Raw genomic sequence first — 20,383 nt, forward strand, 5'->3', positions numbered from 1 at the left:
GGGCTCAGGAGGTCCAGAACTCCCACCAGCGGGTCAGGATCAGCATGCCGATGATCCCGATGTGCAGCACCGGCAGCACCCAGGTGAACTCGTCGAGGAAGTTCCGCAGCCAGGACGGCGCGGGCAGCAGCCCCTCGCGGACGTTGTGCGCGGTGACGTACCAGAACATCAGGATGGTGGCGACCCAGGCCAGGCAGCACCACAGGCAGAGGGCGCTGATGGTGTACAGCGACTGGTACGTCAGCCAGGCGCAGAAGACGACGCCGAACAGGGTGCCGGCGTTGAAGGCCAGCCAGTACCAGCGGCGGAAGCGGCCGCCGGCCAGGATGCTCATCCCGACGCAGATGACGATGCCGTAGGCGACGAGGCCGAGCATCGGGTTCGGGAAGCCGAACACCGACGCCTGCTCGCTCTTCATGATGTTGCCGCAGGAGACGATGGGGTTCAGGCTGCACCCGGGCGTGAAGTTCGGGTCCTCCAGCAGCTTGAACTTGTCGATCGTGATCACCCAGGCCGCCAGCAGCCCGGCCGCGCCGGTGATCACCAGCAGCCAGGCCAGGGCCCTGCTCGCGCCGACGGTCCGCACGGTCTTGTCGCCTGTAGTCGTCGTCATGCGCTGCATTCTGCCGCACGGTCCTGTGCGGCCTTCCGGGCAGTGACCGTGTGCGGCCACCGGTCGTTGTCCGGTCAGCTGCTCCCCGACGGTGCGGGGATGACCCGGAGATGTACGCCTTCGAAACGAACGGCGGCGCCTGCTCCCCGCACTCGCGGGGTTCGAGGCCGGACGGCACCCGCCGTCCGGCCTCCACACGTCACGCGAGCTTCGCGCGGACGCTCTCGACGAGGGCGTCCAGCGGGACGGCCGACTGCTCGCCGGACTCCATGTCCTTGAGCTGGACGACGCCCTCGGCGAGGTCGCGGTCCCCCGCGACGACGGCGAGGCGGGCGCCCGAGCGGTTGGCGTCCTTCATGGCGCCCTTGAGGCCCTTGCCGCCGTACGACATGTCCGCGGACACGCCGGCCCGGCGCAGCGCGGTGACCAGGCCGAACACGGTCGGCTTGGCGTCGCCCAGCGCGACGGCGAAGACGTCGGTGGTCCGGGGGAGGTCCAGTTCGACGCCCTCGGCCTCCAGGGCCAGGACGGTGCGGTCGACGCCGAGCGCCCACCCCACCGACGGCAGCGCGGGGCCGCCGATCATCTCGGACAGGCCGTCGTAGCGGCCGCCGCCGCCGACCGCGGACTGCGAGCCGAGGCCGCCGTGGACGAACTCGAAGGTGGTGCGGGTGTAGTAGTCCAGGCCGCGGACCAGCTTCGGGTCGTCCTCGAAGACGACGCCCGCCGCGGTGACCAGCGCGCGCACCTCCTCGTGGTAGGCCTTGCAGGCGTCGCAGAGGTAGTCGCGCAGCAGCGGGGCGTCGGCGAGCTGCTTCTGGACCTCGGGCCGCTTGTCGTCCAGGACCCGCAGCGGGTTGATCTCGGCCCGGCGGAGGGTCTCCTCGTCCAGGTCGAGCCCGCGCAGGAAGGCCTGGAGGGTCTCGCGGTACGCGGGGCGGCACTCCTTGTCGCCCAGGGAGTTCAGCAGGATCCGGAAGTTCTTCAGCCCCAGCGAGCGGTAGGCCTGGTCGGCCAGGATGATCAGCTCGGCGTCCAGGGCGGGGTCCTCGGCTCCGATCGCCTCGGCGCCGACCTGCGAGAAGTGGCGGTAGCGGCCGGCCTGGGCGCGCTCGTAGCGGTAGTACGAGCCGGAGTAGTAGAGCTTGACCGGCAGGTTCCCCTGCTTGTGCAGGTTGGCCTCCAGGGCCGCGCGCAGCACGGACGCGGTGCCCTCGGGGCGCAGGGCGAGCTTGTCGCCCCCGCGGGTCGTGAGGGTGTACATCTCCTTGGACACGATGTCGGTGGACTCGCCGACGCCGCGGGAGAACAGCTCGACGTTCTCGAAGCCCGGGGTCTCCACGTATCCGTAGCCGGAGTTGCGCAGGGGCGCGGCGATGGCCTCGCGGACCGCCAGGAACTTGCCCGAGCGGGGCGGGATCAGGTCGTACGTGCCCTTGGGGGCCTTGAAGGTGCTCACGAAAGTCTCGTCACATTCCTCGTCGTGGAGCGGCCGTGGGGTCCGCTGCCAGGCCGGCGGCGACCTCCCGCAGGTACGGGTTGGTCGCGCGCTCGCGGCCGATGGTGGTCTGGGGGCCGTGGCCGGACAGCACCACGGTCGAGTCGTCGAGCGGCAGGCACACGCGGGCCAGCGACTCGAGCATCTCGGCGTGGGAGCCGCCGGGCAGGTCGGTGCGTCCGATGGAGCCGGCGAAGAGGAGGTCGCCCGAGAAGAACACCGGCGGGATGTCCGCCTGCTCGGGCATCCGGAAGGTCACCGACCCCTTGGTATGGCCGGGCGCGTGCGCCACCGTGAAGTCGAGTCCGGCCAGTTTCAGCCCGGCGCCGTCGGTGAGCTCGCGGACGTCGTCCGGCTCGCCGATGGTCAGCTCGCCCATGAGCGGCATCCCGATGGAGCGGCCGAGGGCCTTCTCCGGGTCGCTCATCATGTAGCGGTCCTCGGGGTGGATCCAGGCCGGCACGTCGTGCGCTCCGCACACCGGGACGACGGAGGCGACGTGGTCGATGTGGCCGTGGGTGAGGACGACGGCCACGGGCTTGAGCCGGTGCTTGCGGAGGGTCTCCTCGACGCCCTGGGCGGCCTGGTGGCCCGGGTCGATGATCACGCACTCCTCGCCTGCGGCGGGGGCGACCACGTAGCAGTTGGTCCCCCAGGCCCCGGCGGGGAACCCGGCAATCAGCACGTTCGTCCTCATTCTTCGTCCGGCGGGAGCTGCGGCTGCGGTGGTTGTCCGCCAATGCCGCTGCTCAGAGCCTACCGGCGCGGCTCGTTCCACAGCGAACCCATATACGGTACGGCCATACCGTGCCCGGACAGCGGTACCAGACACGCACAAGGAGACGACCCGGTGGTCACGAGCGATCAGCGGCGGCGACAGCTCGCCAGGGAGAAGTTCGAGCGTCAGCAGAAGCGGCGCGCCGAGGCCCGGCGCAAGGCGCGGCAGCGGGCGGTCATCACGGGCGCGGCGGCGGCCGTGGTGGCCGCGACGCTGGTCGGCCTGGCGGTGGGCGGGGTGTTCGACTCCGGCAAGAAGGACAATGCCGCCGACCCGGCGGCGGACCCGACCGCGTCGGCGAGCCCGAAGGCCTCCCCCGCGCCCGCGATGGCGATCGACCAGAAGGCGAAGTACACCTTCGCGCTGAAGACGAGCGCGGGTGAGGTCAAGGTCGAGATGGACGCGGCCAAGACTCCGGAGACCGTCAACTCGTTCAAGGCGCTGGCGGACAAGGGCTTCTTCGACAACACGAAGTGCCACCGCCTGACCACCTCCGGGATCTACGTGCTCCAGTGCGGCGACCCGGAGGGCACCGGCACGGGCGGCCCGGGCTACACGATCGCGGACGAGAACCTCGACGCCCTGGGCAAGCCGAACGAGCAGGGCCAGGTGGTCTACCCGGCGGGCACGGTGGCGATGGCGAACACCGGGCGGCCGCACAGTGGCGGCAGCCAGTTCTTCCTGGTCTACAAGGACAGCCCGCTGGCGCCGTCGTACACCCCGTTCGGCAGGATCGACGCCGGGGGCATGAAGGCGCTGGAGGAGGTCGCCAAGGCGGGCACCGCCGACGGCGGCCAGGACGGGGCCCCGAAGACCCCCGTGACCATCGAGAAGGGCACCGTGACCCAGAACTGACGGGGGCGGTGGGGCCGCGTCCGGCCGGCCCCGCTCCCGTGCGGCGATATTCGTCGTGCGGGATGCGGACAGCCGGCCCGGCGGTCGCCTATGTTGGCGTTGTGCAGGGCGGGTGCTGCCCGCCCGAGGAAACTGTGGACGATGCCCGGGGGGTGGCCCCCCTAGCAGGCATCAGGTGGAGGAGGCGCTGTGAGCAGCGACCCGTGGGGCCGCGTCGACGAGACGGGCACCGTGTACGTGCGTACTGCCGAGGGGGAGAAGGTCGTCGGCTCGTGGCAGGCGGGCACCCCTGAGGAGGCCCTGGCCTACTTCGAGCGCAAGTACGAGGGCCTGGTGGTCGAGATCGGCCTCCTCGAGCGGCGGGTGCGGACCACCGATCTGTCCGCCAAGGACGCCCAGACGGCGATCGACCACCTGCGCACGCAGGTGGAGGAGCACCACGCGGTCGGCGACCTGGACGCGCTGCGCGTCCGGCTGGACAAGCTGGTCGCGACGGTCGAGGCGCGGCGCGAGGAGCGCCGGGCGCAGAAGGCCCGGCAGGCGGACGAGGCCCGCACGGCCAAGGAGGCACTGGTCGCAGAGGCCGAGGAGCTGGCGCAGAGCGACCAGTGGCGCTCGGCGGGCGAGCGGCTGCGCGCCCTGGTGGACACCTGGAAGGGCCTGCCGCGGCTGGACCGCAAGTCGGACGACGAGCTGTGGCACCGCTTCTCGCACGCCCGCTCCGCCTTCTCCAAGCGCCGCAAGGCGCACTTCGCCGCGCTGGACGCGCAGCGCGAGGACGCCCGCAAGGTGAAGGAGAAGCTGGTCGCCGAGGCGGAGGCGCTGTCGGGGTCGACGGACTGGGGTCCGACGGCCGCGCGGTACCGGGAGCTGATGGCCGACTGGAAGGCGGCGGGCCGGGCGCAGCGCGAGGCCGAGGACGACCTGTGGAACCGTTTCCGCGGTGCGCAGGACGTCTTCTTCGCGGCGCGCAGCGAGGTGTTCGCGGAGCGCGACGCCGAGCAGGTGGAGAACCTCAAGCTGAAGGAGGAGCTGGCCGAGGAGGCCGAGAAGCTCGTCCCGGTGACGGACCTGAAGGCGGCCCGGGCCGCGTTCCGGTCGATCAACGAGCGCTGGGAGGCCGTCGGCCACGTGCCGCGGGACGCCCGCGCCAAGGTCGAGGGCCGCATGCACGCCGTCGAGCGGGCGATCCAGGAGGCCGAGGAGGGCGAGTGGCGCCGGACGAACCCGGAGGCGCGGGCCCGTGCGGCCGGCCTGACGGGCCAGCTCCAGGCGGCGGTCGACAAGCTGCGCGCGGAGATCGACGCGGCCCGTGCGGCGGGCAACAACGCGAAGGCCGACAAGCTGGCGCGTGAGCTGGAGGGCCGCCAGGCGCTGCTGGACCAGGCGCTGAAGGGCCTGGAGGAGTTCGGCGGCTGAGGCACGAAGCCCCGGAACAGCGGCGGGCCCCGGTACGCACCGCGTACCGGGGCCGGCCCGTGTCCGGCGGGGCTACGGCCTGCGGGCCGAGGTGACGCGGTAGACGTCGTAGACGCCCTCGACGCCGCGTACGGCCTTCAGGACGTGTCCCAGGTGCTTCGGGTCGCCCATCTCGAAGGTGAACCGGGAGGTGGCCACCCGGTCGCGGGAGGTCTGGACGGCCGCGGAGAGGATGTTCACGTGCTGGTCCGACAGGACCCGCGTGACGTCCGAGAGCAGGCGGGAGCGGTCCAGCGCCTCGACCTGGATGGCGACCAGGAAGACCGAGGACTGGGTGGGCGCCCACTCGACTTCGAGGATCCGCTCGGGCTGCTGGGAGAGCGAGTCGACGTTGACGCAGTCCGCGCGGTGAACCGATACGCCACTGCCGCGGGTGACGAACCCGATGATCGGGTCGCCGGGGACGGGGGTGCAGCAGCGGGCAAGCTTGACCCACACGTCGTCGACGCCCTTGACGACCACGCCCGGGTCGGCGCTGCCGCGCCGCTTGGTGCGGGCGCGGGACGGCGGGACGCTCTCCTCGATGTCCTCGTTGGCCGCTTCCTCGCCGCCGAGGGCCTGGACCAGCTTCTGGACGACGCCCTGCGCGGCCACGTGGCCCTCGCCGATCGCGGCGTAGAGGGACGAGATGTCGGGGTAGCGCATCTCGTGCGCGAGGGTGACGAGGGAGTCGCCGGTCAGGATGCGCTGGATGGGCAGGTTCTGCTTGCGCATGGCCCGCGCGATGGCGTCCTTGCCGTGCTCGATGGCCTCGTCGCGGCGCTCCTTGGAGAACCAGGCGCGGATCTTGTTGCGGGCGCGCGGCGATTTGACGAAGCCGAGCCAGTCGCGGGACGGGCCGGCGCCTTCGGCCTTGGAGGTGAAGACCTCGACGAGGTCGCCGTTGTCGAGGGTGGACTCCAGGGGGACGAGGCGGCCGTTGACGCGGGCGCCTATGGTGCGGTGGCCGACCTCGGTGTGGACGGCGTACGCGAAGTCGACGGGGGTGGCGCCGGCCGGCAGGGCGATGACGTCGCCCTTCGGGGTGAAGACGAAGACCTCGTTGCGGGAGAGGTCGAAGCGCAGCGAGTCGAGGAACTCGCCGGGGTCCTCGGTCTCCTTCTGCCAGTCGAGGAGCTGGCGCAGCCAGGCCATGTCGTTGACGGTGTCGTGTCCGGCGCTGCCCTTGGCCGCCTGCGGGACGTCCGTGCGGATCTTGGAGGCGCCTGCGACGGTCTGCTGCTTGTACTTCCAGTGCGCGGCGATGCCGTACTCGGCGCGGCGGTGCATGTCGAAGGTGCGGATCTGCAGTTCGACGGGCTTGCCGCCCGGGCCGATGACCGTCGTGTGGAGCGACTGGTACATGTTGAACTTGGGCATCGCGATGTAGTCCTTGAACCGCCCCGGAACCGGGTTCCAGCGGGCGTGGACGGTGCCCAGTGCCGCGTAGCAGTCGCGGACGGTGTCGACGAGGACGCGGATGCCGACCAGGTCGTAGATCTCCGCGAAGTCGCGTCCGCGGACGATCATCTTCTGGTAGACGCTGTAGTAGTGCTTGGGGCGGCCGGTGACGGTGGCCTTGATGCGCGCCGCTCTGAGGTCGGTCTGGACCTCGTCGATGACGACGGCGAGGTACTCGTCCCGCTTGGGTGCGCGCTCGGCGACCAGCCGGACGATCTCGTCGTACATCTTGGGGTAGAGGATCGCGAAGGAGAGGTCCTCCAGCTCCCACTTGATCGTGTTCATGCCCAGCCGGTGGGCGAGCGGGGCGTAGATCTCCAGGGTCTCGCGGGCCTTCTTCTCCTGCTTCTCCCGCTTGAGGTAGCGCATGGTGCGCATGTTGTGCAGGCGGTCGGCGAGCTTGATGACGAGGACGCGCGGGTCCTTCGCCATGGCGACGACCATCTTGCGGACGGTCTCGGCCTGTGCGGCCTCGCCGAACTTGACCCGGTCCAGCTTGGTGACGCCGTCGACGAGGAGGGCGACGGCGTCGCCGAAGTCGCGCCGCAGGTCCTCCAGCCCGTACTCGGTGTCCTCCACCGTGTCGTGGAGCAGGCCCGCCATCAGGGTGGCCGGGTCCATGCCGAGCTCGGCGAGGATCGTGGTGACCGCGAGCGGGTGGGTGATGTACGGGTCGCCGCTCTTGCGCTTCTGGCCGCGGTGCCAGCGCTCGGCGACCTGGTACGCCTGCTCGATCTGGCGCAGCGTGGCCGTCTCGATCTTCGGGTCGTTGCTGCGGACGATCCGCAGGAGGGGTTCCAGCACCGGGTTGTACGGGTTGGAACGCTGGACGCCGAGGCGGGCGAGCCGGGCCCGGACGCGGTTCGACGACCCTGCGGACTTCGCCGGCGCCGGCCTGCTGTGCGCCGGCTTCGCGGGCTTTGCGGGCTTCGCGGGCGGCGCCGGCGGGGGCGTCGCGGGGGGCGCCGCGGCACGGTCGGCCTGCGGGTCGGGCTGCGCGGCGGAGAGTGGCTGGACCTCGTCTGGCAAGAGCGCTCCTCTGGCGGTTCCCCCGGGCGGAGTCCGGGGGAGGATCCGGTGCCCCGGTCAGGTCCGGATAACCAATGGTAGCGAGGGTTCCGCCGGCCCGTTCCCCGGCCCGTGCGGCGGACGGCCGCCGGGGCGGCACGGCCCGGAAACGGCGGAGCGGCGGGCTCCCCGGGAAGGGCCCGGGGAACCCGCCGCTCGGCGGACGGGAGTGCCTGCCTGCCGTCAGAGGGTGATCAGCGCGTCCAGCGGTGCGCCGGCCAGCCCCTCCACCAGCCGCGCGCGGCCGGTCAGGAAGGACAGCTCCATCAGCACGGCCACACCGGCGACGTCGGCGCCGGCGCGGCGGATCAGCGACAGCGAGGCCTCGGCCGTGCCGCCGGTGGCCAGGACGTCGTCGATGACCATGACCCGGTCGCCCGGCTTCAGGTCCTCGGCGTGCACCTCGATCTCCGCGGTGCCGTACTCCAGCTCGTACGCCTGCGCCAGCGTCGCGCCGGGCAGCTTGCCGGCCTTGCGGACCGGTACGAAGCCGACGCCCGCCTGCACGGCGACGGGGGCCGCGAGGATGAAGCCGCGCGCCTCCAGTCCGACGATCTTCGTGGCGCCATAGCGGGCGGCCAGGCCCGCGAGGGTGTCCGTCAGCGCGGCGAACGCCTGCGGGTCGGCCAGCAGCGGCGTGATGTCCTTGAACACCACGCCCGGCTTCGGGTAGTCCGGGATGTCCTTGATCCGGGCGAGCAGCAGCTCGCGGACCTCGGGGGCCGCCGGGCTCACCGGCGCCGCTCCGCCCGGCCCTGCGCCACGATCTGCGGGGCTTCACCGGGGCCGTACGAGTCCTCGTCCTCGCCGGAGCCGCCCTTGGCGGAGGACGCGGCGCGCTTGGCGAGGACCCGCTTGCGCAGCGCCTTGATCGCGGGCTCGCGCTCCTTGAGGTCGACGACCAGCGGGGTCGCGATGAAGATCGAGGAGTACGCGCCGGCCGCGAGGCCGACGAACAGCGACAGCGAGATGTCGTTCAGCATGCCGGCGCCCAGGAAGCCGCCGCCGATGAACAGCAGGCCGGCGACCGGCAGCAGCGCGACGACCGTGGTGTTGATGGAGCGCACCAGGGTGCCGTTGATGCTGCGGTTGGCGACCTCGCCGTAGGTGTAGCGGGTCTGCTTGGTGATGTCCTTCGAGCTCTCCTTCAGGCCGTCGAAGACGACGACGGTGTCGTAGAGGGAGTAGCCGAGGATGGTCAGCAGGCCGATCACGGTGCCCGGGGTGACCTCGAAGCCGACGAGCGCGTAGATGCCGACGGTGATGGTGAGGTCGTGGATCAGGGCGATCAGCGCGGCGACCGCCATCCGCCACTCGAAGGCGATGGCGAGGTAGATCACCACGAGGATCATGAAGACGCCGAGGCCGGTCCAGGCCTTGTTCGCGATCTGCTCGCCCCAGCTCGGGCCGACCAGGTCCGCGTTGATGTCCTGCTCCGGCATCTTCAGGCCGGCCGCCAGCTCCTTCTTGACGTCGGCGGCGGATTCGGTGTCCAGGGTCGCGATCTGGATGCGCAGCGTGCCGTTGCCGAGCTTCTGGACGATCGCCTCGTGGCCGGAGGCCTCCTTGGCCAGTTCACGGGCCTTGGTGTCGGAGACGGAGGTCTTGCCGGTCGTGAAGACGGCACCGCCCTTGAACTCGATGCCCATGTTGAGGCCCTGGACGGCCAGGGCCACGATCGCCGTGATGGTGATCAGGATGGAAACGCCGTACCAGACGAAGCGCTTGCCGACGAAGTCGTACCCGACCTCGCCGCGGTACAGCTTGGCGCCGAGATCTCCCAGCTTCGACATCTCTCACGCCTCCTTTGCGTCGACGGGAGCGGTGACGGGGCCGGTGCGGCGGGACCGGCGCAGCGGCGGCTTGGCGCCGAGCCGCTTCGGGTCGAGGCCGGACCAGGGGTGACCGCTGGAGAAGAACTTCGTACGGGCCAGCAGCGTCATGATCGGCTTGGTGAAGAGGAACACCACGACCACGTCGAGCAGGGTGGTCAGGCCGAGCGTGAAGGCGAAGCCCTGCACCTTGCCGACGGTGACGACGAACAGCACCGCGGCGGCCAGGAACGACACGAAGTCGGACACCAGGATGGTGCGCCGGGCGCGCGGCCAGGCCCGCTCCACGGCGGGGCGCAGGGTGCGGCCCTCGCGGATCTCGTCGCGGATGCGCTCGAAGTACACGATGAACGAGTCCGCGGTGATGCCGATCGCGACGATGGCACCGCAGACGGCGGGCAGGTTCAGCGCGAAGCCGATGGCCTTGCCCAGCAGCGCCATGAGCGTGTACGTGAGGATCGCGGAGACCAGCAGGCTGACGATGGCGATCAGGGACAGGCCCCGGTAGTACACGAGCAGGTAGACGACCACGAGGAACAGGCCGATGGCGCCGGCGATGAGGCCGGCCTTCAGCTGCTCGCCGCCGAGCGCGGCGGTGACGGTGGTGACGCTGTCCTCCTGGAAGGACAGCGGCAGGGCGCCGTAGGAGAGCATGTTGCCCAGGTCCTGCGCGGACTGCTGGGTGAAGCCGCCGGAGATCTCGGCGCTGCCGCCGGTCAGCGCCTGGCTGACGGACGGGTCGGAGATGACCTGGCCGTCGAGCACGATCGCGAACTGGTTCTGCGGGGGCTGCTTGGTGGCGAGCTCACCGGTGATCTTGGCGAACTTGTCGGCGCCCTTGTCGGTGAACTCCATGGTGACGATCCACATGCCGCGCTGCGGGTCGACGACGCCCTTGGCGTCCTTGACGTCCGTACCGGCGACACCGGCCGGACCGAGGATCCACTTGCCCCAGGCGTCGCCGCGCTGGCCGCAGGCCACCGTCGGCTCCTCGGGCTTGGCTTCCTTGCCGGCGGTGGCGCGCTGCGCCTCGTCGGTGCAGTCCAGTGCGGCGAACTTGGCCTGGAGGTCCGCCACGGCCGCGTCCGCGCCCGACGGGGTCGGGGCGGGGGACGGGGCGGCCTTGTTGTCGTCTGCCTTCTTCGACTCGCTCGCCGAGGGCGAGGGAGAGGCCGTGGCTGCGGGGGCCTTGAGGGCCTCGCTGAGCGCACGGCCCTGGGAAGTGGCGCTGGACGACGGGGTGGCCGACGCGCCGGGCTTGGCGCTGCCCTCGGCCTTGGGGGCGCCGGAGGGGTTGGCGGAGGGGCTCGGCGCGGTCTCGGGCGCCGCCGGGGCGCCGTCGGCGAACGCCAGGACCGGTCGGAAGTACAGCTGGGCGGTGGTGCCGACCTGCTCGCGGGCCTGCTTCTCGTTCGTCCCCTTGGGGATGTTCACGATGATGTGGTCGCGGCCCTGGGTCTGGACCTCGGCCTCCGAGACGCCGAGACCGTTGACGCGGCGCTCGATGATGCCGACCGCCGTGTTCATGTTGGTCTCGTTGATCGCGTCCGGCTTGCCCGGCTCGCTCTTGGCCTTGAGCGTGATGCTCGTGCCGCCCGCGAGGTCGATGCCGAGCCGGGGCGTCGTCTGCTTCGTGAGGAACATCCCCGCGGTGAGCGCCACCATCGCGATCAGGATGACCGCCAGGGCGCGCCCCGGCCTCCCCTGCGCCCCCGTGGGCCGCCGGCCCTTCTTCGGTGCTGCCACCTTGTCGTATCTCCCTGTCCAACCGTCCCGCGCCGGGTCAGCGCGCGGACGGCCACGAAATGTGTGGTGGGGACCCCTGCCCCCCGCAGAAGTGTCACAAGCGGGACCGCGCGGCCGCCGGTCGGGCGGTCCCGCGGTCCCGGCCGCGCGTTACTTCGCGCCGCCCTCGCCGTCGGCCTTGCCGTCGGCGTCCTTCTTGCCCAGGTCGAGCTTGGGCTTGTCGGCAGCGTCCTTGTCGGCCTGGCCGGTCTCGGGTGCCTCGGCCCCGTCCCGGGTCAGGGACGAGATGTCGTCGGGGACGACGGGCGAGTCCGCGTCGGCCGGGGCCGCGGTGCCGTGGACGATGCGGTTGTACTCGTCGTCCTCCAGAACCGCCGCGATGGCCATCTTCGCGTAGATCGCGTGGACGCCGGGGGCCACCTCCAGGGTGACGGTGTCGTCGCCGAGCTCCTTGACCGTGGCGTACATGCCGCCGATGGTGCGGATGCCGGTGCCGGGCGTCATGGTGTCGCGCATCTGCGCGGCCTGCTGCTGCTTCTTCTTCGCGGAGCGCGTCATCAGGAACATCGCCCCGATGAGCACAATGAACGGGAGGAGGGTCACGAGATTCACGGGACGGAGATCCTTCGCACGACCGCTCGGGAGACGGCCTATTTCTACGGGGGTGGGCACGCCGACCCGAAGGGTCGGCATCGGCGGAGTCTAGGCGAGTCCGCACCGATGGAACAACGCCCAGCATGGCACCGCGGTTCCCGGCCGGGCCAACCTCCGCGCCGTCACACTCCGAACAGGCCCTGCTGCCCGCCCGATCCGGTCCCGCCGTGCTGCGGCGGGACAAGTCCCAGGTGAGCCCATGCGGCGGGGGTCGCGACCCGGCCGCGGGGGGTGCGGGCGAGCAGGCCCTCGCGGACGAGGAACGGCTCCGCCACCTCCTCGACGGTCTCGCGCTCCTCGCCGACGGCGACGGCGAGGGTGGACAGGCCGACGGGCCCGCCGCCGAACAGCTTCAGCAGGGCCTCCAGCACCGCCCGGTCCAGCCGGTCCAGGCCCCGCCCGTCGACCTCGTACACCTGCAGGGCGGTCGCGGCCACCTCGCGGGTGATCACCCCGTCCGCCCTGACCTGTGCGTAGTCGCGGACGCGGCGCAGGAGGCGGTTCGCGATGCGGGGGGTGCCGCGGGAGCGGCCCGCGATCTCGGCGGCGCCGGCCGGGTCGATCTCGACGTCGAGGAGGCCGGCGGAGCGGCGGATGACCCGTTCGAGTTCCCCGGGGGCGTAGAACTCCATGTGCCCGGTGAAGCCGAAGCGGTCGCGCAGCGGCGGCGGGAGCAGGCCGGCCCGGGTGGTCGCCCCGACGAGGGTGAAGGGGGGCAGTTCCAGGGGAATCGCCGTGGCGCCGGGGCCCTTGCCGACGATCACGTCGACGCGGAAGTCCTCCATGGCCATGTAGAGCATCTCCTCGGCGGGCCGGGACATGCGGTGGATCTCGTCGAGGAAGAGGACCTCGCCCTCCTGGAGGGAGGAGAGGATCGCGGCGAGGTCGCCGGCGTGCTGGATGGCCGGGCCGGAGGTGATGCGGATCGGGGCGCCCATCTCCGCCGCGATGATCATCGAGAGGGTGGTCTTGCCGAGGCCGGGGGCGCCCGAGAGCAGGACGTGGTCGGCGGTGGCGCCGCGCTGCCTTGCCGCCTTCAGGACGAGGTCCAGCTGCTGGCGGACCTTCTCCTGGCCGACGAACTCGCCGAGGTCCTTCGGCCGCAGGGCCGCCTCGACGGCGGTGTCCTCGCCGTCCGCCGCCGGCGCGACAATGCGGTCGGTGTCGTCGTCCCAGTTCACGGTGTCAGTCTGCCTTCTCGGTTCGTACGGGGGCTGCGGCCGGTCAGCGGGCGCGGTTGAGGGACTGCAGCGCGGCGCGCAGCAGCTGCGGGACGGGCGCGGAGCCGTTCTCGGCGATGGCGGCCTCGGCCTGCGGGGTGACGGCGGCGACCGCCTCGTCCGCCTCGCGCGAGGCGTAGCCGAGTCCCATGAGCGCGGCGGAGAGCTGCTCGGTCCAGGGGGCGGGGCCGGCTGCGGCCGTGCGCTGGGCGCCGACGAGGGCTCCGGTTCCGGCGGGGGCGCCGAGCTTGCCCTTGAGTTCGAGGAGGAGCTTCTGCGCGCCCTTCTTGCCGATGCCGGGGACGGCGGTGAGGGCCTTCTCGTCGCCCGACTCGACCGCGCGGCGCAGCGCGTCGGGGCTGTGTACACCGAGCATGGCCTGGGCGAGGCGCGGCCCGACGCCGCTGGCGGTCTGGAGGAGTTCGAAGACCTGCCGCTCGTCGTCGTCGGCGAAGCCGTACAGGGTGAGGGAGTCCTCGCGGACCACCAGGGAGGTGGCGAGGCGGGCGGGCTCCCCGATGCGCAGGCCGGCGATGGTGCCCGGGGTGCACTGCACGGCCATGCCCACTCCCCCGACCTCGATGACGGCGAGGGCGGGGGTGAGGGCGGCGACCGGGCCGCTGACGAAGGCGATCATCGGGTTCGGCCTTTCGGGGTGTGCAGGGCGACCGCCTGCTGGAGGCGGTTCTGGGCAGGGGCCCGCCAGATGTGGCAGATGGCGAGCGCGAGGGCGTCCGCCGCGTCGGCCGGCCTGGGCGGGGCGGCGAGCCGCAGCAGCCGGGTGACCATCGCGCCGACCTGGGCCTTGTCGGCCCGGCCGGAGCCGGTGACGGCGGCCTTCACCTCGCTGGGGGTGTGCAGGGCGACCGGTATGCCGCGGCGGGCCGCACACAGCATGGCGACGGCGCTGGCCTGGGCGGTGCCCATGACCGTGCTGACGTTGTGCTGGCTGAAGACCCGCTCCACGGCGACGACCTCGGGCCGGTGCTCGTCGAGCCACTGCTCGATGCCGCGCTCGACGGCGACGAGCCGGTCGCCTAGCTCCGCGTCGGCCGGGGTGCGGACGACGCCCACGCCGAGCATGGTCAGGGCCCGGCCGGCGACCCCTTCCACCACGCCGACGCCGCAGCGGGTCAGCCCCGGGTCCACACCGAGTACGCGCACCGCACCCCCCTCCTCGGATCCACCTGTCGGTGCAGGCTATCGGGTGGTGCCGACAACGCGGCGGGCCGACGGGGTGTGTCCCCGTCGGCCCGTCTCACCTGCGGTGGCGGCGGACGCCGGTCAGGCGTCGACCTTCTCCATGACCTCGTCCGAGACGTCGAAGTTGGCGAAGACGTTCTGGACGTCGTCGCTGTCCTCCAGCGCGTCGATCAGCTTGAAGATCTTGCGTGCGCCCTCTTCGTCGAGCTCGACCTGCATGGTCGGGACGAAGCTGGAGTCGGCGGAGTCGTAGTCGATGCCCGCCTCCTGGAGCGCGGTGCGGACCGCGACCAGGTCGGTGGCCTCGCTGATGATCTCGAAGGTGTCGCCGTTGTCGTTGACCTCTTCGGCGCCGGCGTCGAGGACCGCGCCGAGGACGTCGTCCTCGCTCAGCTCGCCCTTGGGCAGGATGATGACGCCCTTGCGGTTGAACAGGTACGAGACCGAGCCCGGGTCCGCCATGGAGCCGCCGTTGCGGGTCATGGCGACGCGGACGTCGGAGGCGGCGCGGTTGCGGTTGTCGGTGAGGCACTCGATGAGCACCGCGACACCGTTGGGACCGTAGCCCTCGTACATGATCGTCTCGTAGTCGGCGCCGCCGGCCTCCAGGCCGCCGCCGCGCTTGACCGCGGAGTCGATGTTCTTGTTCGGGACCGACTGCTTCTTGGCCTTCTGCACGGCGTCGAAGAGCGTCGGGTTGCCGTCGATGTCGGGGCCGCCCATGCGGGCCGCGACCTCGATGTTCTTGATCAGCTTCGCGAAGAGCTTGCCGCGCTTGGCATCGATCACGGCCTTCTTGTGCTTCGTCGTAGCCCATTTAGAGTGGCCGGACATCCGCCTGTCTCCTTCGCGTAACCAATGGTGTTCGCTCCTGATCCTACCGGGAGCCGCTCACCGCCCGGCGCGCACCATGTCGACGAAGTAGGCGTGCACGCGGTCGTCTCCGGTGAGTTCCGGGTGGAACGACGTGGCCAGCACGTTGCCCTGGCGCACGGCGACCGTGTGGCCGTCGTAGGTGGCCAGGACCTGTACCTCGGCGCCGACGGACTCCACCCAGGGGGCGCGGATGAAGACGCCCTCGACGGGTCCGCCGCCGATGCCGTCGAAGTCGATCGAGGCCTCGAAGGACTCGTTCTGCCGGCCGAAGGCGTTGCGGCGGACGATCATGTCGATGCCGCCGAGCGTCTCCTGGTCCTCGCGGCCGTCGAGCAGCTTGTCGGCGAGCATGATCATGCCGGCGCAGGTGCCGTACACGGGCATGCCGCCGCGGACGCGCTCGCGCAGCGGCTCCAGCATGCCGAAGAGCACGGCGAGCTTCGACATGGTCGTCGACTCGCCGCCGGGGATCACCAGGGCGTCGACCTCGGCGAGCTCCTCGGGGCGCCGGACCGGCCTGGCCACGGCGTCCGCCGCGGCCAGGGCGATCAGGTGCTCCCGTACGTCGCCCTGGAGGGCCAGGACACCGATGACGGGGGGGTTGTCCATGGTCGTGGTGCCTTACCAGCCGCGGTTGGCGTAGCGCTCGGCCTCGGGCAGGGTGTCGCAGTTGATGCCGACCATGGCCTCGCCCAGGTTGCGGGAGGCGTCCGCGATGACCTTCGGGTCGTCGAAGAAGGTGGTGGCCTTCACGATGGCGGCGGCGCGCTTGGCCGGGTCGCCCGACTTGAAGATGCCGGAGCCGACGAAGACGCCCTCGGCACCGAGCTGGCGCATCAGGGCCGCGTCGGCCGGGGTGGCGACGCCGCCGGCGCTGAACAGCACCACGGGCAGCTTGCCGAGCTCGGCGACCTCCTTGACGAGCTCGTACGGGGCGCGCAGCTCCTTGGCGGCGGCGTACAGCTCGTTGTTGTCGAAGCCGCGCAGCTTGGCGATCTCGTTCTTGATCTGGCGCAGGTGGCGGACGGCCTCGACGACGTTGCCGGTGCCGGCCTCGCCCTTGGAGCGGATCATGGCCGCGCCCTCGGCGATGCGGCGGAGGGCCTCGCCCAGGTTGGTGGCGCCGCAGACGAAGGGGGTGGTGAAGGCCCACTTGTCGGAGTGGTTGACCTCGTCGGCCGGGGTGAGGACCTCGGACTCGTCGATGTAGTCGACGCCGAGGGACTGGAGGACCTGGGCCTCGACGAAGTGGCCGATGCGGGACTTGGCCATGACCGGGATCGAGACCGCGCCGATGATCTCCTCGATCATGTTCGGGTCCGACATGCGGGCGACGCCGCCGTCCTTGCGGATGTCGGCCGGGACCCGCTCCAGGGCCATGACCGCGACGGCGCCGGCGTCCTCGGCGATCTTCGCCTGCTCGGCGTTGACCACGTCCATGATCACGCCGCCCTTGAGCTGCTCGGCCATGCCGCGCTTGACGCGGGCGGTGCCGGTCTCGGGGGTCTGCGGGGTGGAGGGAAGCGTGCTCACGGATGACCTCACTGGAAGGGGAAGACGGGTACTGCGCTGGTGCTCAGCCGAGCAAACCGTCCCCGGCCAGTCCACCGCAAGGGCCAATGAGGAGCCGGTGGCCCCTTTCGACTTGGCCATTGGGTACAAGTGTCCCGGTCGCAGCGGTGCTACGGACGGTCGGCAAGATCCACCGGGGGTTCGTCGTCCATCTCGAACGCCAGCGGGAACGGTGCGTGCCCGGCCAGCCGGAACCAGCGGACCTTGCGGTGCCGGCGCAGCGCCCGGGCCGCCCGTACGGCGTCGTTGTGGAACCGCCGGGCCATCGGGACCCGGCGCACCGCCGCCGCCAGCTCCTCCGCGGCGGCCTCCCCGCCGGGCGCCTCCCGCACCGCCTCGACCTGGGCGGCGTCGGCGAACACCGCGCGCAGCGCCTGGCTGAGCTCGCTCTCGGCGACCTCGCGGTGCTCCTCGTCGGCCTGGCGGGCGGCGTGCGCCGCCTCGTACAGCACGATCGATGAGGCCGGGTCGAGAGCGCCGGAGGCCGCCACCTCGATGACGACGGAGGAGCGCCTCAGCAGCTGGGCGTCCAGGGCGGCGCGGGCGGCGTCCATCCGCGAGTGGAGCCGGTCCAGGCGTCCGGCGGTCCAGCTCAGGTAGACCCCGATGACGGCGAGGGCCAGGGCGGTCCAGACAAGGGTTTCGATCACGGCCCGCGACTCTACCGCCCGCGGCGGGCCCCGCCGGGGGCCGGGCGGCCCGGGCCGCGGCCCGGGTGGCCCCCGGGCGTCAGGCGGAGGTGTCCCGGGTCAGCCCGAGGCGGGTGCGCAGCGGGGCCCGCTCGTCGGCGGCCACCGCGGACGCGCCGTCCGTGACCGTCTCGTACACGGCGAGGATGTCCGCGCCGACCGTCGACCAGTCGAAGCGCCGCACGTGGGCGGAGCCGCGCGCGCTGAGTTCGGCCCGGCGCCGCGGGTCGCGCAGCAGGGCCACGGCGGCCGCGGCGAGCGCGTCGGCGTCCTCGTTCGCGAAAAGCTCGCCGGCCGCGCCCTGGTCGAGGACCTGGGCGAAGGCGTCCAGGTCGGAGGCGAGGACGGCGGCGCCCGCCGAGAGGGCCTCGACGAGGATGATGCCGAAGCTCTCGCCGCCGGTGTTGGGGGCGACGTACACGTCGACGCTGCGCAGCAGGCGGGCCTTGTCCTCGTCCGAGACCATGCCGAGGAACTCGACGCGGGAGCGGAGCTCCGGCGGCAGTGAGGCGACGGCCTCCTCCTCGTCGCCGCGGCCGGCCACGAGCAGCCGCACGTCGGGGCATTCGCGGGCGATCCGGGGGAAGGCCGCCATCAGGACGGGCAGCCCCTTGCGGGGCTCGTCGATGCGGCCGATGAACCCGAGGGTCTGCCCGCCCCACTCGGCCTTCGGCTCGGCGGAGGCGAAGAAGTCGACGTCCACGCCGTTCGGGATCACCACCGCGTCGCCGCCGAGGTGCTCCACCAGCGTGCGCCGGGCGTACTCGCTGACCGCGATCCGCGCGCTGATCTTCTCCAGCGCGGGCTGGAGGATCGGGTAGGCGGCGATCATCGCCCGGGACCTGGGGTTGGAGGTGTGGAAGGTGGCCACGATCGGCCCCTGGGCCGCCCAGCAGGCCAGCAGGCCCAGGGAGGGCGAGGCCGGCTCGTGGATGTGGATGACGTCGAAGACGCCCTCGTGCAGCCAGCGGCGCACCCGGGCGGCCGACAGGAACCCGAAGTTCAGGCGGGCCACCGACCCGTTGTAGGGCACCGGCACCGCCCGCCCGGCCGAGACGACGTACGGCGGCAGCGGCGTCTCGTCGTCCGCCGGCGCCAGGACGGACACCTCGTGGCCGAGGCGGATCAGGTGCTCGGCGAGGTCCCGGATGTGGAACTGGACGCCGCCGGGCACGTCCCAGGAGTACGGGCAGACGATGCCGATCTTCACGCGGAGCGCTCCTCCAGGTCGTCCAGCCACAGCCGCTGGAGCATGTGCCAGTCCTCCGGGTGGTCGGCGATGCCCTCCGCGAAGGCGTCGGCCACCGCCTGCGTCATGGCCGCCGTCTTCCGCGCGCGGTCGCCGGAGGCGGGCACCTCGACCTCGGGGTGGATCCGGATGTGCATCTGCGGGCTCTCGCCGTAGTGCAGGGTCGCGGGCAGCAGCGCGGCCCCCGTCTGCTGGGCCAGCAGGGCCGGCCCGGCCGGCATCCGCGCCGCCGCACCGAAGAACTGCACCTCGACGCCGGACGCGGACAGGTCGCGGTCGGCGACGAGGCAGACCAGGCCGCCGGAGCGCAGCCGGCGCGCCAGCACCCCGAACGCGGCCCCTCCGCTGTGCGGCAGGACCTCCATGCCGAGCCCCTCCCGGTAGGCGACGAACCGGTCGTAGAGCGACTCGGGCCGCAGCCGCTCGGCGACCGTGGTGAAGGGCACGCCCACGTGTCCGGTGACCCAGGCGCCGGCCAGGTCCCAGTTGGCCAGGTGCGGCAGGGCGACGACGACCCCGCGGCCGGAGGCCAGCGCCTCGCGCAGGATGTGCTCGTCCTTGACCGTCACGTCGGTGCCGAAGCGCCGCGGGTCCATCGCCGGCAGCCGGAACGACTCCATCCAGTACCGCATGTACGAGCGCATCCCGGCCCGTGACAGCTCGCGCAGCCGCTCCGGCCCGGCATCGGGCACCACACGGGCCAGGTTCGACTCCAGGCGCAGCACGCTCTTGCCGCGGCGGCGCCACACCGTGTCCGCGATCCGCCGGCCGAGGGCGGCGGCGGCCGGCTCGGGCAGCTTCTTCACGCCGGCCCAGCCGAGGCCGTAGAGGCCGTCGACGAGCCGCTCCCGGTAGCCCCCCATCAGGCGGCACCCGGCTCGGAGGCGGCGGCCGCATCGGCCTCGGCCGCCTCGCGGCGCACGGTGACGACGCGCTGCACCAGGGTGACCAGCGAGCCCGCGGCGACCGCCCACAGCGCGACCGGCAGCAGGACGCCCAGCCACGACGGCGCCCCGAAGACCTGCAGCCCCGACAGCCCGGCGGCCACCAGGGACAGCACCAGGCGCTCGGCCCGCTCGACGAGGCCGTTGACGGCGACGGGCAGCCCGATCGACTCGCCGCGGGCCTTGGTGTACGAGACGACCTGGCCGCTGGCCAGGCAGAAGATCGCCACCGCGCACAGCACGTTGTCGCTGCCCGAGCCGGCGTACCAGAGCGCGAGTCCGCCGAAGATCGCCGCGTCGGCCACCCGGTCCAGCGTGGAGTCCAGGAAGGCCCCCCACCGGCTGGATACCCCGGCCTGGCGGGCCATGTTCCCGTCGACGAGGTCGGAGAACACGAACAGCGTGATGGTGATCGTCCCCCAGAAGAACTCGCCCCGGGGGAAGAAGACCAGTGCGCCGGCGACGACTCCGGCGGTGCCGATCAGCGTGACCGCGTCCGGGCTCACCCCCCGCCGGAGCAGAAAAGCGGCGAATGGCGTGAGAACACGCGTGAAGAACGCACGCGCGTACTTGTTCAGCATGGCCTTCCCGGAGGGTCGCTGGGCCGTACGGCCCCTACGGCCACCGGCTGGCCCATCGTAGCCAGCGCCCCGGGGCCGCACGCCCG

20 protein-coding genes are annotated in these 20,383 nt (G+C 72.0%); 2 read left to right on the top strand and 18 right to left on the bottom strand.

The window, feature by feature from the left end; translation table 11 throughout:
• Positions 1-4: 4 nt before the first annotated feature.
• The 3 genes from ACZ462_RS12750 to ACZ462_RS12760 all read right to left on the bottom strand — a co-directional run bounded on the left by ACZ462_RS12750 (position 5) and on the right by ACZ462_RS12760 (position 2,796).
• Positions 5-622, bottom strand: coding sequence for a vitamin K epoxide reductase family protein (locus ACZ462_RS12750; protein ID WP_467803798.1), 618 nt, complete (start codon positions 620-622; stop codon positions 5-7).
• Positions 623-812: 190 nt separating this feature from the next.
• The gene (gene hisS, locus ACZ462_RS12755; RefSeq protein WP_467803797.1) at positions 813-2,072 is read right to left on the bottom strand and encodes a histidine--tRNA ligase; all 1,260 of its coding nucleotides are present in this window, start codon (positions 2,070-2,072) and stop codon (positions 813-815) included.
• A gap of 10 nt (positions 2,073-2,082) precedes the next feature.
• Positions 2,083-2,796 (bottom strand): MBL fold metallo-hydrolase, encoded by a 714-nt coding sequence (locus ACZ462_RS12760; protein ID WP_189811575.1) that lies wholly within the window; start codon positions 2,794-2,796, stop codon positions 2,083-2,085.
• 165 nt (positions 2,797-2,961) lie between these two features.
• Between ACZ462_RS12760 and ACZ462_RS12765 the strand changes: the two genes are divergently transcribed.
• Positions 2,962-3,744, top strand: a complete 783-nt coding sequence (locus ACZ462_RS12765) for a peptidylprolyl isomerase (protein ID WP_467803796.1) — start codon at positions 2,962-2,964, stop codon at positions 3,742-3,744.
• A 189-nt stretch (positions 3,745-3,933) separates the two neighbouring features.
• A complete protein-coding gene (locus ACZ462_RS12770; protein ID WP_467803795.1) occupies positions 3,934-5,163 on the top strand; it encodes a DUF349 domain-containing protein in 1,230 nt (409 codons plus the stop codon).
• 72 nt (positions 5,164-5,235) lie between these two features.
• On the opposite strand, the gene ACZ462_RS12775 is transcribed toward ACZ462_RS12770, so the two are convergent.
• The 15 genes from ACZ462_RS12775 to pgsA form a co-directional block, all read right to left on the bottom strand.
• Positions 5,236-7,692, bottom strand: coding sequence for a RelA/SpoT family protein (locus ACZ462_RS12775; RefSeq protein WP_467803793.1), 2,457 nt, complete (start codon positions 7,690-7,692; stop codon positions 5,236-5,238).
• Between the two features lie 222 nt (positions 7,693-7,914).
• The gene (locus ACZ462_RS12780; protein WP_467803792.1) at positions 7,915-8,466 is read right to left on the bottom strand and encodes an adenine phosphoribosyltransferase; all 552 of its coding nucleotides are present in this window, start codon (positions 8,464-8,466) and stop codon (positions 7,915-7,917) included.
• Entirely contained in the window at positions 8,463-9,524 is a 1,062-nt protein-coding gene (gene secF, locus ACZ462_RS12785; protein WP_467803791.1) for a protein translocase subunit SecF, read from the bottom strand. The genes ACZ462_RS12780 and secF overlap by 4 nt, the downstream gene beginning before the upstream one ends.
• A gap of 3 nt (positions 9,525-9,527) precedes the next feature.
• Positions 9,528-11,309, bottom strand: a complete 1,782-nt coding sequence (gene secD, locus ACZ462_RS12790) for a protein translocase subunit SecD (RefSeq protein ID WP_467803789.1) — start codon at positions 11,307-11,309, stop codon at positions 9,528-9,530.
• Positions 11,310-11,459: 150 nt separating this feature from the next.
• A complete protein-coding gene (gene yajC / locus ACZ462_RS12795; RefSeq protein ID WP_467803788.1) occupies positions 11,460-11,921 on the bottom strand; it encodes a preprotein translocase subunit YajC in 462 nt (153 codons plus the stop codon).
• A 164-nt stretch (positions 11,922-12,085) separates the two neighbouring features.
• The gene (gene ruvB, locus ACZ462_RS12800) at positions 12,086-13,144 is read right to left on the bottom strand and encodes a Holliday junction branch migration DNA helicase RuvB (protein WP_467803787.1); all 1,059 of its coding nucleotides are present in this window, start codon (positions 13,142-13,144) and stop codon (positions 12,086-12,088) included.
• A 43-nt stretch (positions 13,145-13,187) separates the two neighbouring features.
• Positions 13,188-13,820, bottom strand: coding sequence for a Holliday junction branch migration protein RuvA (gene ruvA, locus ACZ462_RS12805; RefSeq protein ID WP_467803786.1), 633 nt, complete (start codon positions 13,818-13,820; stop codon positions 13,188-13,190).
• Positions 13,817-14,347: a crossover junction endodeoxyribonuclease RuvC gene (ruvC, locus tag ACZ462_RS12810; RefSeq protein WP_467803784.1), complete on the bottom strand. Its 531-nt coding sequence runs from the start codon at positions 14,345-14,347 to the stop codon at positions 13,817-13,819. Before ruvC ends, ruvA begins: the two co-directional genes overlap by 4 nt.
• A 120-nt stretch (positions 14,348-14,467) precedes the next feature.
• On the bottom strand, positions 14,468-15,220 hold the full coding sequence (locus ACZ462_RS12815) for a YebC/PmpR family DNA-binding transcriptional regulator (RefSeq protein ID WP_467803783.1): 753 nt from the start codon (positions 15,218-15,220) through the stop codon (positions 14,468-14,470).
• A 57-nt stretch (positions 15,221-15,277) separates the two neighbouring features.
• The gene (pdxT, locus tag ACZ462_RS12820) at positions 15,278-15,871 is read right to left on the bottom strand and encodes a pyridoxal 5'-phosphate synthase glutaminase subunit PdxT (protein ID WP_467803782.1); all 594 of its coding nucleotides are present in this window, start codon (positions 15,869-15,871) and stop codon (positions 15,278-15,280) included.
• A gap of 12 nt (positions 15,872-15,883) precedes the next feature.
• On the bottom strand, positions 15,884-16,795 hold the full coding sequence (gene pdxS / locus ACZ462_RS12825) for a pyridoxal 5'-phosphate synthase lyase subunit PdxS (RefSeq protein WP_467803780.1): 912 nt from the start codon (positions 16,793-16,795) through the stop codon (positions 15,884-15,886).
• A 149-nt stretch (positions 16,796-16,944) separates the two neighbouring features.
• A complete protein-coding gene (locus ACZ462_RS12830; protein ID WP_125540579.1) occupies positions 16,945-17,484 on the bottom strand; it encodes a LemA family protein in 540 nt (179 codons plus the stop codon).
• 79 nt (positions 17,485-17,563) lie between these two features.
• Positions 17,564-18,733, bottom strand: a complete 1,170-nt coding sequence (locus ACZ462_RS12835; RefSeq protein ID WP_467803779.1) for a glycosyltransferase family 4 protein — start codon at positions 18,731-18,733, stop codon at positions 17,564-17,566.
• Entirely contained in the window at positions 18,730-19,635 is a 906-nt protein-coding gene (locus ACZ462_RS12840) for a phosphatidylinositol mannoside acyltransferase (RefSeq protein WP_467803777.1), read from the bottom strand. The genes ACZ462_RS12835 and ACZ462_RS12840 overlap by 4 nt, the downstream gene beginning before the upstream one ends.
• Complete coding sequence (gene pgsA / locus ACZ462_RS12845) at positions 19,635-20,297, bottom strand: phosphatidylinositol phosphate synthase (protein WP_467803775.1); 663 nt, start codon at positions 20,295-20,297, stop codon at positions 19,635-19,637. Before pgsA ends, ACZ462_RS12840 begins: the two co-directional genes overlap by 1 nt.
• Positions 20,298-20,383 lie beyond the last annotated feature (86 nt).

Source organism: Streptomyces sp. NPDC031121 (assembly GCF_055570615.1).

What these genes read in the sequence shown, in the direction of transcription:
- pdxT (WP_467803782.1), bottom strand. Translation starts at nt 15,871, where the DNA reads ATGGACAACCCCCCCGTCATCGGTGTCCTGGCCCTCCAGGGCGACGTA.
- ACZ462_RS12750 (WP_467803798.1), bottom strand. Translation starts at nt 622, where the DNA reads ATGCAGCGCATGACGACGACTACAGGCGACAAGACCGTGCGGACCGTC.
- ruvA (WP_467803786.1), bottom strand. Translation starts at nt 13,820, where the DNA reads ATGATCGCCTTCGTCAGCGGCCCGGTCGCCGCCCTCACCCCCGCCCTC.
- pgsA (WP_467803775.1), bottom strand. Translation starts at nt 20,297, where the DNA reads ATGCTGAACAAGTACGCGCGTGCGTTCTTCACGCGTGTTCTCACGCCA.
- secF (WP_467803791.1), bottom strand. Translation starts at nt 9,524, where the DNA reads ATGTCGAAGCTGGGAGATCTCGGCGCCAAGCTGTACCGCGGCGAGGTC.
- ACZ462_RS12840 (WP_467803777.1), bottom strand. Translation starts at nt 19,635, where the DNA reads ATGGGGGGCTACCGGGAGCGGCTCGTCGACGGCCTCTACGGCCTCGGC.
- ACZ462_RS12815 (WP_467803783.1), bottom strand. Translation starts at nt 15,220, where the DNA reads ATGTCCGGCCACTCTAAATGGGCTACGACGAAGCACAAGAAGGCCGTG.